This window comes from Psychrobacter sp. TB20-MNA-CIBAN-0197 (genome assembly GCF_040309765.1).
GTDB lineage: Bacteria > Pseudomonadota > Gammaproteobacteria > Pseudomonadales > Moraxellaceae > Psychrobacter > Psychrobacter submarinus.
The window spans coordinates 61,720-77,296 of sequence record NZ_JBEOPC010000005.1; the positions used below are offsets into that span (position 1 = coordinate 61,720).

The 15,577-nt window shown below is 44.6% G+C and carries 10 protein-coding genes; 8 read left to right on the top strand and 2 right to left on the bottom strand.

Annotated features, from left to right (window positions below):
- Positions 1 to 40 precede the first annotated feature (40 nt).
- Positions 41 to 673 carry a DNA-3-methyladenine glycosylase family protein gene (locus AAEY83_RS02585; protein ID WP_025646618.1) on the top strand — a complete coding sequence of 211 codons (633 nt, stop codon included), beginning with the start codon at positions 41 to 43 and terminating at the stop codon, positions 671 to 673.
- 61 nt (positions 674 to 734) lie between these two features.
- Here the strand turns inward: AAEY83_RS02585 and AAEY83_RS02590 are convergent, their stop codons facing one another.
- Positions 735 to 2,756 (bottom strand): mechanosensitive ion channel family protein, encoded by a 2,022-nt coding sequence (locus tag AAEY83_RS02590; RefSeq protein ID WP_227501939.1) that lies wholly within the window; start codon positions 2,754 to 2,756, stop codon positions 735 to 737.
- Between the two features lie 552 nt (positions 2,757 to 3,308).
- Here AAEY83_RS02590 and AAEY83_RS02595 point away from each other — a divergent pair.
- The 5 genes from AAEY83_RS02595 (at position 3,309) to AAEY83_RS02615 (ending at position 10,301) form a co-directional block, all read left to right on the top strand.
- A complete protein-coding gene (locus AAEY83_RS02595) occupies positions 3,309 to 5,177 on the top strand; it encodes a TonB-dependent receptor (RefSeq protein WP_227501938.1) in 1,869 nt (622 codons plus the stop codon).
- Between the two features lie 326 nt (positions 5,178 to 5,503).
- A complete protein-coding gene (gene ahcY, locus AAEY83_RS02600) occupies positions 5,504 to 6,928 on the top strand; it encodes an adenosylhomocysteinase (protein WP_037059511.1) in 1,425 nt (474 codons plus the stop codon).
- Between the two features lie 30 nt (positions 6,929 to 6,958).
- Positions 6,959 to 7,867 carry a methylenetetrahydrofolate reductase [NAD(P)H] gene (metF, locus tag AAEY83_RS02605; RefSeq protein WP_025646614.1) on the top strand — a complete coding sequence of 303 codons (909 nt, stop codon included), beginning with the start codon at positions 6,959 to 6,961 and terminating at the stop codon, positions 7,865 to 7,867.
- Positions 7,868 to 7,992: 125 nt separating this feature from the next.
- Positions 7,993 to 8,889, top strand: a complete 897-nt coding sequence (locus tag AAEY83_RS02610) for a 16S rRNA (uracil(1498)-N(3))-methyltransferase (protein WP_025646613.1) — start codon at positions 7,993 to 7,995, stop codon at positions 8,887 to 8,889.
- A 173-nt stretch (positions 8,890 to 9,062) separates the two neighbouring features.
- Complete coding sequence (locus AAEY83_RS02615) at positions 9,063 to 10,301, top strand: EAL domain-containing protein (protein ID WP_025646612.1); 1,239 nt, start codon at positions 9,063 to 9,065, stop codon at positions 10,299 to 10,301.
- Between the two features lie 44 nt (positions 10,302 to 10,345).
- On the opposite strand, the gene AAEY83_RS02620 is transcribed toward AAEY83_RS02615, so the two are convergent.
- Entirely contained in the window at positions 10,346 to 10,996 is a 651-nt protein-coding gene (locus AAEY83_RS02620; RefSeq protein WP_025646611.1) for an IS1595-like element ISPssp3 family transposase, read from the bottom strand.
- A 343-nt stretch (positions 10,997 to 11,339) separates the two neighbouring features.
- On the opposite strand from AAEY83_RS02620, the gene AAEY83_RS02625 reads away from it, so the two are divergent.
- Together AAEY83_RS02625 and AAEY83_RS02630 are read left to right on the top strand one after the other, a co-directional pair.
- The gene (locus tag AAEY83_RS02625) at positions 11,340 to 13,133 is read left to right on the top strand and encodes an acyl-CoA dehydrogenase C-terminal domain-containing protein (RefSeq protein ID WP_025646610.1); all 1,794 of its coding nucleotides are present in this window, start codon (positions 11,340 to 11,342) and stop codon (positions 13,131 to 13,133) included.
- A gap of 412 nt (positions 13,134 to 13,545) precedes the next feature.
- Positions 13,546 to 15,333, top strand: a complete 1,788-nt coding sequence (locus AAEY83_RS02630; protein ID WP_025646609.1) for an acyl-CoA dehydrogenase C-terminal domain-containing protein — start codon at positions 13,546 to 13,548, stop codon at positions 15,331 to 15,333.
- Positions 15,334 to 15,577 lie beyond the last annotated feature (244 nt).

The window sequence follows — 15,577 nt, forward strand, 5'->3', positions numbered from 1 at the left end:
TGGATAATTTACAGCTCGTTTATAATTAGGAGCGCCCATTATGAGCATGACTACCCTTGATAGCTCAGCTGAGCTAAAAACACATATTCAAGCGCTTATCGAATTAGAACCCAGGTTTGCGCCTGTTTATGAACAAGTCGGTGTGCCAAGTTTACGGCGTAATGAAGGCGGGTTTGCAGCCTTACTACGAGCGATAGTCGGGCAACAATTATCTGTGGCAGCGGCTAGTAGTATTTGGCAAAGGTTGGTGGATGCAAACCTAATAACGCCAAAGACGCTTATACAAGCCGATGATGAGGACTTAAGAGCGCAAGGACTCTCCAGACAAAAAATCCGCTATGTGCGCTCTTTGGTAGATCATGATATTGACTATCAGGCACTCACAACAATGAGTGATGGCGAGGTCATTGCCACTTTGACTGCAGTTACCGGTATAGGGCGCTGGACCGCTGAGATGTATTTACTCTTCTCTTTGGGCCGCGCTGATATCTTGGCTGTCGATGACTTAGCGATTCGAGTCGCTGCCATGGCACTGCTAGAGTTGCCCGAGCGCCCTACTCCAAAACAGCTCAAAGTAGCAACGCAATCTTGGTCGCCTTATCTTAGCGCCGCAAGCTTATTGCTGTGGGCATACTATGGCGGGCTAAAAGATAAAGAAGCGATGCCGGTATAAGTGCCGGTAACGTAGCTATAATCTCTTATTTCATCGCCGTTTTGTGCATAAGTAATGAGAGTTAATGCTTGTTCCAAGGCTGATTCCAGATAGAGATATTGAAGCTTTTTTTAGTGCGCTCAAAGTGGCGTTTGGCCAGTCTCAGTGTGGTAATTTGCTTAGACTTATTGGGATTACTGACTTTATCTTTGGCCAGCTTTGCTGCTTTTTTCTCTTTTGTCGCCCTCTTGCGACTATCTGTTTTGCTATCCATCTGACTACTATCAGAGCTATCTGCCTGAGCCGATGTCTCGGCAAACTGCGCATCGCTATCCTTCTGAGCAATTACAGCTTGCCTGCTTACTTCGTCCGCTGAGCCATTGTCAGTAGTGTCAGTTTGCTCATCAGAGATAGCATCAGCAGTCTTAGGCTCTGAATGGCTATCGAAATCACCTTGATTGACAAGTAACTGCTGCGTGGGTAGTGCGTGCTCCACTTTGTAGTCTTTGACTTTGCTCAATACATCGACTAATAAGGTATCTTGCTTGCCATAAAACTCAATCGTATCGAAGGCATTGATATAAGCTCGTAGCTGGATAACATAACAGTCTTGACGCAGCTCCAAGATATTAGCCTGATTCCATTCTTTGTTGGTCAGTTCATGCTCTTTGAGTAGCGTATCTAAATCGTTGACCATCTCAAAGATCTCATTGATATCGGCACTGCGTTTAATATATAAATTATGCAAAAACTGGAACATATCACGCGAGGTAAAGTTTTCAATTTGCATGGAAGAAAAGTCGCCATTAGGTACAGTGACAATCGTTCGGGTTAAAGTACGCACGCGAGAAGAGCGAATACCGATATCGATAACAGTCCCCTCATAAGTACCAAACTTACAATAGTCGCCTATGCGTACCGGCGAGTCCGCGACCACCACGACACTACCGACCAAGTTTTCAATAGTCTTTTGCGCACCAAGTGCTAAAGCTAGACCACCGACACCTAGAGCAGCAATACCCGTAGTCAGATCAAAGCCCAAATTACCAAAGATGACAATTACGGCAAAGATAAGCAGCAGCGCTTTGGTTAACTTACGCATCAGACCTAGAATAGAGACGCGCTCAATGTAGTTCTTTTTATAGCTTAGATTGACGGCGCGAGTAAATATCACATCTACCATACGTAGCAGCAGCCAAGTCACCGCGACCCAAGAAGCAATATCCGTGAAGCGATTGATTGGCTCACGCAGCGTCACAGACACTCCCGAGTAGACCATGACCTCAGAGAGTATCAATGCCATGATGACGACTGAAAGCGGCAGAATAATTTTATCTGGTAGCGGTAAAGGCTGACCGCGCACTCGAGGATAAGCGATACGCAAAAAGTGGTAGCAGAGCCATACTGCGATATAAGTGACTAAAAAGCTACCCAAAGCTAGCATGATAGCAGCCACCAAATCTGCCAACTGATAGCCGAATAACTTTTCGTCCTCTAAGCTCTCCATGGTATAGCGAGAGATGAGCGTCGGTTCCGTGTTTTCAATCACATCTGGCACTAAGCTTAGCGTACCGCTAGAGAACTGCCAGTACTGCTTACCATTTTCAGCGACGACTCGCTCTAGTATGAGCGAGACATTCTTATCGTTGATATTGATGTTACCGACTTTTTCTTGATTGGACGGCAGCTGATCGGCAAGGTTGCCCTCTGGCGTATTATTGATTTGCAAATCAGGCTGAAAACGCCCTCCTGCATCTAAAGCCTGCTTAAACTGGCGAACGATAGGCGTTGGGTTATCTGATTTGGACAAATTCAGATAATTACTCGCCAGTAAATAATCATTATCGCTCAAAGCATTGATAAAGCTTTGTACCGTTTGTCTAGGGGTATCGCGCCCAAAAGAATCTGGTATTGGGGCACGAGCGCTACCCTCACTATCCTCACTAGCATTATTACTGCCGACGCCCAAAGCATTTGGCTCTGCTGCGAATGCAGGCGCCGATGGTACTCCTAACAGTGTCGCTAGCAGTAGCGTAATCATCGTGAAGATCTTGAGTGACAGTGTCGGTGCTGTGACTGACTCTTTGTGACGCGCGATAGACAAAACGGACCTCATCATTTAGTTATTGGGCTCGGTAAGCTGATTTTGAGTGAGTATAAACTTGAGTGGGTATAAAGTAGTTAAAACACTACAGCATGAAACCCTTGCTATGATAACAATTATTTATTACTGAAGTATTTATGTTTACCTTTTTTTAGGCACATTACTTTGTCAGCTACAAACACCTCGATTCAGTTAATAAAAAAACTCGCCTGCCAGTTCGTGGCCAGACTTATCTTAGTTCATTTGCTTACTTATCAAAATGAGCAGCACTCAGCTTATACTGAATAATTATTGGCTTAAAAACGCTTGCAAACCGTTATAATTCAGCAATAATAAACGCTTTATAAAGGCACTGCTTTTTTAGCAGCGCCAGCATTGTTCTGTTTCTTTCAAGCCTTTATTTAACTTTTATAATTTTTAACCATTTCTTTGTGATTGGTATTTTTTCGGCTCCCTTTTGATTTGATAATTTTGGAAAACACTATGCTGTTTTTAGCTCCTCCCGCCTCTTATCTACGACTTTGTATTTTGAGCGCACTCGGTTTATGCGCTATGAGTGCTACCGCAGCGCCTACCAACCCAATTAGCGATGACTCGTTGCCACAGGTTGAGCTTGACGAGATCGTGGTCACTGCGACGCGTACACCGACTAAAACAAGCAATGTGGTTGCGCAGACACGGGTGATTGATAATGAGCAGTTGCAGCGCTATCAAGGTCAAACCGTCGTTGATGTGCTTAAGAGTCAATCTGGTATTAATATTTCTCAAAGCGGCGGGATGGGAACGATTAGTAATTTTTATATGCGCGGGTTTGATAGTAAGCAAGTTCTAGTAATCATCGACGGTGTCCGCTATAGCTCTATCTCGACCGGCACTCCTTCATTAAATCTACTGCCTATCGATCAAATCGATCGTATTGAGATCTTATATGGCGCTTCAGGTTCTAGTGTCTACGGCTCAGACGCTATGGGCGGTGTAATTCAAATCTTTACTAAAGGTAATAACGTAGAGCAGTCCAATATTTCTACTAGCGCAGGTTATGGCAGTAACAATCATTATCAAGTGGGTATAACCGGTCAGCTCAAAAACGATACTTCCTCATTGAGCTTGGGTGTCAGTCGCAATGAAACGGATGGTTTTAATGCGATTGCCAACTCAGATTCTTATGATTATAACAATGATGACGATGGCTTTGAGTCTACTAATGCAAGTCTAGTATTACAGCACCGATTTACTGATGCGTTAAGTGCAGGAGTCAGCGGTTTATACTCAGACTCTACAACTGAGTATGATTCAGGGGGAGATGCTTTCCCTGATACTCATTCAGATCAAAAAAACGGCAGCGCTAATGCTTTTATTGAGTATCAAACGCCATTAACTGCTACTAAACTGAGCTACGGTCAAAGTATCGACAAACTCACCTCTTATGATGCAAACTCCATTGACTATAATGAAGGAAGCGAGTTTAACAGCACACAAGAGCAGGCACGCTTAGAGACTAGCATCAACGCACAGCCCGGCACAGTTATCGTTGGCGCAGAATGGTTATCGCAAAAATTAGATGCCTCAGACGTCTTGGTTTATCCTCCTTACCCTGAAACCAATCCTCCCGTTCAGACTGCTTACAACCCTGATGACAGAACCGTCAAAAGCGCGTTTGTGGGTTACCAATTATCAGACACTTATTACGATCTGCAAGCCAACTACCGCGTAGATGATAATTCACAATACGGTAATGAAAGTACTTATAATATAGGCGCCGCTATTCGTCCACTAGATGGCATGCGTATTGGTGCAAGCTACTCTACTGGATTTCGCGCCCCAACCTTTAACGACTTATACTACCCTGGCTATAGCAACCCAGAGTTAAAGCCTGAAACCAGTAAAAATACTGAGGTATTTGTGGAGTACAATAAAGGCAATCAAGTCTCTCGTTTGACGGGATATCACACTGACGTTGAAGATTTAATTGGTGGCAACACCAATACTGCTGAAGCAAAAATCAAGGGGCTGAGCCTGACATCAGATTGGCAGGTTGATGATTTCATTTTTGGGTTAGGCTATGATTACCTAAAAGCAGAGAATGATACCTCAGGCAGTGTTAATAAAGGCAATAAGCTCGTCTACCGCCCCAAGAATAGTGGTTTAATCTATGTCGGTTATCAGCAGCCTAGCTTCGATTTACGTCTTGAAGCTAAGCACACTGATGATAGGTTTTCGGATGTCGCCAATCAAAATAAGTTAGATAGCTATACCTTAGTCAATCTAAGTAGTAGTGTTTATATTAATCCCAATCTGCGAGCTAATTTGCGTATAGATAATCTCACTGATGAAGACTATACCCTCGCCAGTCAATTCGGTAATGAATATGCCACCGATGGGACTAGTTATTTCACCTCACTAACCTATAACTGGTATTAAGCTTTTTTAGCACCGATTAAAACTTAGATTATCAATAATAAAGGCTATCACTGGATGGCCTTTTTTTGTATGAGTAAATACTCCAAACGCTTACTATTTATATCAAGCAAAAGGTGACAAGCTGCATCGCATCTATTACAATAACCCTCCCGAGAGGTGTTGCGCCATAATAGTGATTTACTGCATTAATATTCTATAGTTATGCAATCACAGGTTATGTTAGGCTCGGTTAACTGTCGAGAGTCCATCGTTTTGGTCGCTCACAGCGCAAATAACGGCACCTGCGTTTTTATTCTTTTTATCATTATCAACGATAGGAGCATATTATGGACGCAGTGTCTAACATTCCCTCTGCCCATACGATCGATCCCTCTTTTACTGACTATAAAGTCGCTGACATCAGCCTTGCTGATTATGGTCGCCGCGAGATCACCCTTGCTGAAGCTGAGATGCCAGCCCTAATGGGTCTGCGTCGCCGCTACGAAGCGGATCAGCCGCTAAAAGGCGCTAAAATCGCCGGCTGTATTCACATGACAATCCAGACTGCTGTACTTATCGAGACGCTAACCGCGCTTGGTGCCGAAGTACGCTGGACCTCTTGTAATATCTTCTCAACCCAAGACCATGCCGCCGCCGCTATTGCCGCAGCTGGTATCCCAGTGTTCGCTTGGAAAGGCGAGACTGAAGAGGAGTACGAATGGTGCTTGCGTCAGCAAATCCACGTTGGCGGCGAAGAATCAGGCCAGCTTTGGGATGCCAACTTAATCTTAGATGATGGCGGCGATTTGACCGCCCTTGTTCACAATGACTATCCGCAAATGCTCGATATTATCCATGGTATCTCTGAAGAGACCACCACGGGTGTGCACCGTTTGGTTGAGATGCTGAATAAAGGCGAGCTCAAAGTACCGGCCATCAACGTCAACGACGCGGTCACGAAATCTAAGAACGACAATAAATACGGCTGCCGCCATAGCTTAAACGATGCTATCAAACGCGCCACTGATATGTTCTTAGCTGGTCGTCGCGCTCTAGTCATCGGTTATGGTGATGTCGGTAAAGGCTCAGCACAAAGCTTACGTCAAGAAGGCATGATCGTACGAGTATCAGAAGTTGATCCTATCTGTGCCATGCAGGCTTGTATGGATGGCTATGAGGTATTATCACCTTATATCAATGGCGATAATACTGGTGGTAGCGACAGCATCAACACGCGTCTACTACAAGATACCGATCTAATTGTTACCACTACCGGTAACTATCATGTTTGTGACAAGCACATGCTAGCGGCATTGAAGCCTGGTGCGGTCGTCTGTAACATCGGTCACTTCGATACCGAAATCGATACTCAGTTCATGCGTGATAACTGGCGCTGGAGTGAGGTTAAGCCGCAAGTCCATCAAATCTTCCGCTCAGACGATGAGAATGATTATTTGATCTTGCTCGCTGAAGGCCGCTTGGTCAACTTAGGTAACGCAACCGGTCACCCATCGAGAGTAATGGACGGCTCATTTGCCAATCAGGTACTCGCGCAGATGTATTTATTCGATGAAAAATTCGCTGATCTGCCCGTTGATGAGCGTTTTGATAACTTATATGTCAAAGTATTGCCCAAAAAGCTTGACGAAGAAGTCGCAGCAGCGATGGTAGCGGGCTTCAACGGTACGCTGACTAAGCTGACCGAGAAACAAGCGCAGTACTTAGGTGTACCTGTCGAAGGGCCGTTTAAGCCTGAAGAATACAAATACTAAATCTGATAGTAATGACTAAGGAATGTGACTATGAGTAAGCCTGCTTTCTCCTTTGAGTTCTTCCCGGCCAAAACTGAGCAGGGACATGAGAAGCTGCTCACTACCTTTGATGAGCTCAATCAGTTGTCACCAACGTATTTTTCAGTGACCTATGGCGCTGGCGGCTCGACTCGTGATCGTACTTTGAGTATCGTACAGGCATTACTTGAGCGCAGTGATACGCCAGTGGCTCCGCACATCTCTTGTATCGGTGATGACAAGGCAGAGATTGCTGAGCTGCTAGATCTTTATAAAGCTTTAGGTATCAGCCGTCTGGTGGCGCTACGTGGCGACTTACCTTCAGGTCAAGTCGGTATGGGTGAGCTGCCGTTTGCTTTGGATTTAGTCAAGTTTATCCGCGAGCACTCGGCTGATCATTTTCATATCGAAGTCGCCGCATACCCTGAAATGCACCCGCAAGCCAAAAGCTTCTTATTCGATATTGACAACTTAGTCAATAAGTATAAAGCGGGCGCTGATACGGCGATTACGCAGTTCTTTTATAACGCGGATAGCTACTTGCACCTACGTGACGCGCTTGAGCAGCGCGGTATTGATACCGTAGCGCAGCCCTTAGTCGCCGGTATTATGCCGATTACCAACTCGAGCAATCTGATACGCTTTGCCGACAGCTGCGGCGCTGATATCCCGCGTTATGTGCGCCGCCAGCTAGCTGACTTCGGCGATGATCGCAAAGCCATTCGCGAGTTTGGTTTTGATGTTGTCTACCGTCTCTGTGAGCGCTTGATTGCCGAGGGCGTACCGGCGATGCATTTTTATAGTATGAACAAGGTTGAGCCAAATAAGCGCTTGGTTGAGGCTTTAGGTCTCGTCTCTGATGAGTTGGTTTCTAATGATTTGAGCTCTAAAACCTTGAGCTCTGAATCAGCTAGCGTATAAAGCTATAGATAAAGTCGCTCATTGCTATATTAGCTTAAGCAAGTATAATTACTGGTACTCTTGGAGTGCCAGTTTTTTTTGGTTGGTCTTTTTATCGTATTTTATCCTGATAGGAACTCTTTAGCGTGCGACGTTTTTTTTATGCCACTAATAACAATGAATATCCAAAGCTTAGCAGCATAGCCATAGGCCAAAGCCTTGAGCTGACTGCGGCCATCGCTCACCATTGGTGCCGCGTACTGCGAGCCAATATCGGCGATCAAGGTATACTGTTCGACGGTTTTGGCGGCGAATATCAAGTCGAGCTACAAACCATTAGCAAAAAACAAGCGACAGCTACCCTACTCGCTTATCATGATATCGATCGCGTAGCCCCCGTGACGACTAAGATCGGCTTAGTTATGAGCCGCGGAGAGCGTATGGATTATGCAATCCAAAAATCAACAGAGCTTGGGGTAACCGCGATTCAACTGCTCAGCAGCCAGCATGGCGAAGTCACCCTCAAGCCGGCGCAAGTCGAGAAAAAGCTTGCGCACTGGCAGCAAATTGCTATTGCCGCCTGTGAGCAATGTGGCTTGAATCGCGTGCCACTAATCTTAGCTCCTTTGCCCATTCAGCAGTGGTTAACGCAAAACGAGGCTGACAATAGTATGGATGCAGCAGATATGTCATCATCATCCTTGTCATCAGCAGTCAGCGCCAACCTCTCTACTCTAAGCCAAGATGAGTATTATCAGAAACTTAAGCGCCCCGTGGATTTGCGTTTGCAATTGAGCGTACCTGCCGCCGATCAGCCTTTGATGCCAGCTGCGCTCAAAGAAGTATTAGCGATACCAAATCCTTATCTGCAGCTCCTCATAGGCCCTGAGGGAGGATTAAGCGTCGAAGAATGCCAGCAAGCAGAGCAAGTCGGGTTTTTGCCTTGGCAAATCGGCGAGCGCGTACTGCGTACTGAAACTGCGCCCGTCGTCGCGCTGTCTACTTTATATGCTCTGTCACAATCAGCTTTGTCTCAGGCTTAGTCCGCTGAGCCTTAACGGTATAGACTAGCACTTTTAAACAAGGATAAGTCAAGCACTATAAAACAATAGTTCGTTCAGTCTACAGCAACATTTTTATAAACCTTTTCGTTTATAATGGTTGTTTGACACCACTAATTGGTACACAGCCTAATGTTTTTATTACGAGATTCGCCATGACGCCTTTTGAGCCTCTCTCAGTCATGTCCAAACAACATCTGCTCACTAACTATTATCAGCAGCGAGATCAGGCTGTCTTTATTTTGGACGCGGACAAGCGCTATGTATCGATGAATAGTGCCTATGAAAGACTCACCGGCTACCGTGAAAATCTGCTTATTGGCTATCCTTTTGGCACTTTTATCACTCAGTGCCTCACAAAACATAAGCCTGAGATTTTAAAAGACTTGGCTAGCCATCTAGCAAATCATAATAGCTACAAAAAAACCTTTACCTTACCCAATAAAGACCATCAAGTTTTAGATTACCTTATCGTTTTTCAACAGTCTACCATCGACAATAAGGTTTTTTATATTGGTACGCTACAAGACCCTACCTGCAACCAAGTCAAAGAGCCGCGATCAGAATACTTGCTAGGTGAAGATAAGACAGATAATCTTTATGTCAATAACAAGCCCTCAGCAAGTCTACCCGATCAAAAGCAGCTACTTGCCCAAGCTATTGCTGATAATCAATTCGTCGCATACTATCAGCCAAAATTCAATCTAGCGACCAAATCTATTGTGGGGTTTGAGGCTTTAGTTCGCTGGCAACATCCAACTCGCGGGGTTTTAAAACCCAAAGACTTTATCGCTGATATCATCAGTTATGGTCTCTCCTTTGCGCTATTTTCTCAGTTATCAGAGCAAGCCGCGCAGCTGTTAGTTCAATGGCAAGGCATGCAATGTACCCAGCATATTTGCATCAATGCTGATGCTACCGAATTTAGTCATCCTGACTTTAACAAAATCATTAGCCAGTTATTAGCTCGTTATCATATCGCTCCGTATCGTCTGCATATAGAGATGACTGAATCATCGCTGCTGCCTAGCAATGATAATATAAAGCAGCGCCTCACCGAGCTCAAAGCACTCAAGGTTTGTCTTGCGCTAGATGACTTTGGTACCGGCTACGCCTCTTTGAGTTATTTACAACAGTACCCTTTTGACTTCATCAAGATTGATAAAAGCTTTGTCTCTGAGCTTGACTCAAATCCAACTCAGCAAGCTATTGTGCAGGCGATATTAGACTTAGCGCTTGCTTTGGATATGCAAGCTGTCGCTGAGGGCATAGAAACGGAGCAACACTATGAGCAGCTGCGTAAGATGGGCTGCTTATATGGACAAGGATATTGGCTCGGCCGTCCGGTTGATGCACAAGCTGCCACTCAACTGCTTGAGAGCTCAAATCACTAGCTCAAGCTACAATATTTGAATAAACAAGGGGCTGTCCTAGATAACTAGCTCAAACCCTGTTTAACCCATTGTTTTAATTGTAGTAATTGCGACTTTGGGTCACTGTGATTAAAACGCCACTCACATTCCTTTAAATAGAGGTGAAAATGCTCTTTTGGGACCCCGTTAAACTTACGTAGATGCCGTTTAGCTTGGTTCCAGAAGTTCTCTATACCGTTAATATGATTCTTGTCATTAACAAAGGTTTTAGAGTGGTTGATACGATAATGAGTAAACTCACTGACATCTAATGCGTTATAGCTTTTAAATGAGTCAGTATAAACAATGCTATCAGGCTTCACTTTTTCTCTTATGATGGGGATCAAAGTATCTGCTTTAGCATTGGGTATAATACAAGCGTAGACCTTGCCATTACGCTTTAATAGGCCAAACACGGGCACTTTGCTACCAGCACCTCGCCCTCGCTTGCCTTTACGAGTGCCACCAAAGTATGACTCGTCTACTTCGATTTCGCCTTCAAATAGACCAGGGTCTTGGCTATTCTCGTAAATAAGCAGTCTTAGCCTATGAAAGTAATAACTGGCTGTCGTTTTATTAACACTAACTAAGCTTGCTGCTGTTCTGGCGGTAGAACCGGCAACAAATAACTCGATGAGTCTGTTTTGTTTATACCAACTTAGTTTACTCTTTCTCATAGTGCTATCCTAAATAATTTTACTTATCTAGGACAGCCCCATAAACAATTGACGCTAATGCTTATCCCGTAAAGGTTGCAAGGCAGGTTGATGACTTATCAGTATTAGCTCAAAACTTGTATAATTGCTTCTGAAAGCCTATCTTTTAGGGGTAAGCGTTGAAGGTTGAGTGATACTGTCACCGGCCTATTTTTCAGACCTCTATGGTTATCATTATAGTTATCCCTCTTTGATGGTTATCATGGCAATTTTAGATAGCTAATATCAGCACTTTTCATCGATAGTAAACGGCTATAGGTATAGACCGTCATTGGCTACATCCAAAAACAAAGGACAAAATAACATGCAATACAAAGCGCCCCTACGTGATATTCAATTCGTCATGCATGAGCTGCTTGATAGTGAAAGCCACTATAAGCGTCTTCCAAAGTTCCAGGAAGCAGATCGCGATTTGATGAACAGTTTGTTTGAGATGGCAGCAAGCTTTGCAGAAAACGAGCTATCGCCATTGAATCAAAGCGGTGACGCCGAAGGGTGCCATTTTGACAATGGAAAAGTAACCACTCCTAAAGGCTTTAAAGAAGCTTATAAACAGTACTGCGAGCTTGGCTTCCCGGCTTTATCTGCCGAAGAAGAGTTTGGTGGACAGAACCTACCATTCTCTTTATCAACTGTTATTAATGAGATGGTAGGTACAGCGAACTGGTCATTTTCTATGTATCCTGGACTGTCTCATGGCGCTATTCAGACCATCGAACACCATGGCACTGATGAGCAAAAAGACACCTACCTTGAAAAAATGGTCACCGGTGAATGGTCAGGTACGATGTGTCTGACCGAAGCACATGCAGGCTCTGATCTGGGTATCATTCGCACCAAAGCGCAGCCCAACGACGATGGTACTTACAGCATCACTGGGCAAAAGATCTTTATCTCGGCTGGCGAGCATGACTTAACGGATAATATTATTCATATCGTGTTAGCTCGTCTACCAGGCGCGCCTGCTGGCACTAAAGGCATCTCATTATTTATTGTTCCAAAAATCAATGTCAATGCAGATAGCAGCTTGGCTGAGCCAAACCAAGTCACTTGTGGATCTATTGAGCATAAGATGGGCATCAAAGCCTCTGCTACTTGTGTGATCAACTTTGATGGTGCAACTGGTTATCTGATTGGCCCTGAAAACCGCGGCTTACAGTGCATGTTTACTTTTATGAACGTGGCACGTATTGGTACTGCTGTTCAAGGCGTAACTGCTGCTGAGTATGCATTCCAAGGCTCACTTCCTTATGCAAAAGATCGCTTAGCGATGCGCTCGCTATCAGGAGCCAAAGCGCCAGAAAAAGCGGCAGATCCTATCATTGTTCATCCCGCAGTACGCAATATGCTCTTGACCGAAAAGGCATTTGCAGAAGGCGGACGTGCTTTGATTTATTATCTCTCACACTTTGCCGACACCGTAGCTAAAGGCGAAGGTGAAGATCGTGAATTTGCTGATCAGATGTTGTCGTTACTGACACCGATTGCCAAAGCCTTCTTGACTGAGACAGGGCTTGAAGCGGCGAACCACGGTATTCAGGTCTATGGCGGTCATGGCTTTGTCAGTGAATGGGGGATGGAACAAAACGTTCGTGATACGCGTATTTCCTGCTTATACGAAGGTACAACCGAGATTCAGTCTATTGACCTATTGGGTCGTAAAGTACTGGGCTCGCAAGGCAAACTACTTGCCAACTTTGTCACTATCATTCAGCAGTTCTGTGATGAGAATAAAGACAATGATGACATGGCACAGTTTACAGCGCCGCTCATGCAGCATGTCAAACAATGGGGTGAGCTGACTACTGAAATTGGTAAGCAAGCTGCTGAAAATCCAGAAGCAGTTGGCGCTGCAGCGGTGGATTACTTATATTTCAGTGGCTATGTGACTGTCGCTTACCTATGGGCACGTATGGCATTAGTCGCGCAAACTGAGCTTGCCAACGGCAATAGTGAGCAAGCCTTCTATGATGCAAAAGTCAAAACAGCGCAGTTCTATTTTGCCAAATTGCTCCCTCGTACCGCTACTCATGCGCAGCGTATCGGCACGGGTGTTGCGCCATATATGAGTATGGATGTTGAGCAGTTTGCTTTTTAAGTTGCCATTGTAATGAGCGGTGAATTCGCTTGATCTTAATGAGTATTATCAGAGGCAACATACTTAAGTATGTTGCTTTTTTAGTATTATGAAGTCTTATGGCAGGCTGTAGTGATCAGTCCTTGCTGTCTATTAACTATACTTTAGTTGTCTCATACTCTTTTAAGTCAAATTTAAGAACCACAAAGCTATTGTGAAACTTTTGGTGCACCCAGTATTCACGAACAAACACACATGATAATGCGCTAATTTGCTAAACTTTAATGATTGCAATACTCTTAGTATGTTTGATAATCGATATGCTGACCTAGCTTGTCACATTTATCAGTACCTGATTTTAGCTGGACTCTAGGCCAGTTTCGCCACTGATACTTGCCCATTTTTCTACTACATTTGAATGAAAGGATTTTTTATGGCTGTTTATAATGCCCCTCTTAATGACATGCGCTTTATCTTAAACGATGTCTTTCGTGCCCATGAATTTTGGCAAAGTACTGATAAGCTTGCTCATGTTGACATGGATACTGTCGATATGATCTTAGAAGAGATGGCAAGGTTATCAAAAAATGTCTTATTACCAATCAACCGCAGCGGTGATGAAGAAGGCGCAACCTTTGAAGGTGATGGCGTAGTCACGACTCCTACTGGCTTCAAAGAAGCTTATAAGCAGTACGCTGAATCTGGTTGGGTGGGCTTGAGCGGTGATCCTGAGTACGGTGGTCAAGGCTTTCCTAAAATGGTCACGATGCTGACCGAAGAGATGATCTTTACCACTAACCAATCTTTTGCCCTCTACCCTAACCTGACGGTTGGCGCAACCCTATGTATGAACGCGGCGGCTAGTGAAGAGCAAAAAGAGACATATCTTGAGAAAATGTACGCCGGCGAATGGTCAGGTACGATGTGCTTAACTGAGCCGCACGCTGGTACTGATTTGGGTATTATCAAAACCAAAGCTGTGCCTAACGATGATGGTAGTTATGACATCTCTGGTACTAAAATCTTTATCACTGGCGGCGAGCATGACCTCACTGATAATATCATTCATTTGGTATTGGCCAAAACGCCAAACGCGCCAGAAGGTTCAAAAGGTATTTCTTTATTTATCGTGCCTAAGTTCTTGGTCAATGAAGATGGCAGCTTAGGCGAGCGCAACACCTTAGCCGTTGGCTCTATTGAGCACAAAATGGGCATCAAAGCCTCAGCCACTTGTGTGATGAATTTTGACAATGCTAAAGGCTGGATGGTCGGCGCTGAAAACACGGGCCTATCGTCAATGTTTGTGATGATGAACTACGAGCGTGTCACTATGGGCTTACAAGGCCTTGGCGGTACTGAGCTGGCTTATCAAAACGCCGTTATCTATGCCAATGATCGTGGTCAAGGTCGTAGCGATACTCAATTGCAAAGCCCAGAAAAGCCTGCCGATGCGATTATCCATCATGCGGACGTGCGCCGTATGTTACTTAATGCCAAAGCCAACTCTGAGGCGTCACGCTGCTTTGCCATGTATGTGGCGCAGAATCTCGACAAAGAAAAGTTCAGTGATGATCCCGAAGTGGCTAAAGCGGCAGCAGCTCGCGTGGCTTTATTGACGCCTGTTGCTAAAGGTTTCTTAACCGATAAAGCGCTTGAAGCCACGATTGATTGCCAGCAAGTCTTCGGCGGTCACGGTTACGTGCGCGAATGGGGTATGGAGCAGATCGTTCGTGATACGCGTATCGCCCAGATTTATGAAGGCACTAACGGTATCCAAGCGCTTGATTTATTAGGCCGAAAAGTGGCGCGTAATAATGGCAAATATATCAATAACTTCTTAAGCGAGATTCGCGACTTTGTGAACAACATGCAAGCGGATCATCAAGTGAAGCAAGCGACACTAGCAGCGACTGACAAGATTGAAAACTTGACCACAACGGTACTTGCTAATATCGGTGAGCGCAAAAATGAGATCAACGGCTGTGCAGTAGACTTCATGCATGCCTTTGGTTATCTATGCTACTCGTATATGTTTGCGATGATGGTCGAAGCTGCTGACGGTAAAGAGGGTGAGTTTTATACCAATAAAGCCAAGCTTGCCGATTATTTCGTTGGCCGTATTTTGCCGCGCATCGATGCTCATGTACAGATGGTCGAGACTGGTAGCGATCCGATGATGGACTTTGATCTTGCATATTTTGAGACTGCTACTAACTCATAGGGCTACTTGCCAAATAATAGTTGCCTAATAGTTATTAAAAGCTATTTCATAAAAAAGGACAGTTCATTTCGAGCTGTCCTTTTTTTGTCCGTGTTTTTTGTCCATGTGACTTTGCTTTTTGAGCCTCGTAAATAACTACTAACAAAATAATCAACCTTAAACGTTAGGTTGCGATTAAAATATCGTGTGAGCTTGCCTAGATCAGCAGCTGACTGAATGCTTGTTCATCTTTATCGCTAAACGG

Bases quoted from the DNA above. Each gene is read 5' to 3' on its own strand.
- AAEY83_RS02585 (WP_025646618.1), top strand. From the start codon at position 41: ATGAGCATGACTACCCTTGATAGCTCAGCTGAGCTAAAAACACATATT.
- AAEY83_RS02595 (WP_227501938.1), top strand. From the start codon at position 3,309: ATGAGTGCTACCGCAGCGCCTACCAACCCAATTAGCGATGACTCGTTG.
- ahcY (WP_037059511.1), top strand. From the start codon at position 5,504: ATGGACGCAGTGTCTAACATTCCCTCTGCCCATACGATCGATCCCTCT.
- metF (WP_025646614.1), top strand. From the start codon at position 6,959: ATGAGTAAGCCTGCTTTCTCCTTTGAGTTCTTCCCGGCCAAAACTGAG.
- AAEY83_RS02615 (WP_025646612.1), top strand. From the start codon at position 9,063: ATGACGCCTTTTGAGCCTCTCTCAGTCATGTCCAAACAACATCTGCTC.
- AAEY83_RS02620 (WP_025646611.1), bottom strand. From the start codon at position 10,996: ATGAGAAAGAGTAAACTAAGTTGGTATAAACAAAACAGACTCATCGAG.
- AAEY83_RS02625 (WP_025646610.1), top strand. From the start codon at position 11,340: ATGCAATACAAAGCGCCCCTACGTGATATTCAATTCGTCATGCATGAG.
- AAEY83_RS02630 (WP_025646609.1), top strand. From the start codon at position 13,546: ATGGCTGTTTATAATGCCCCTCTTAATGACATGCGCTTTATCTTAAAC.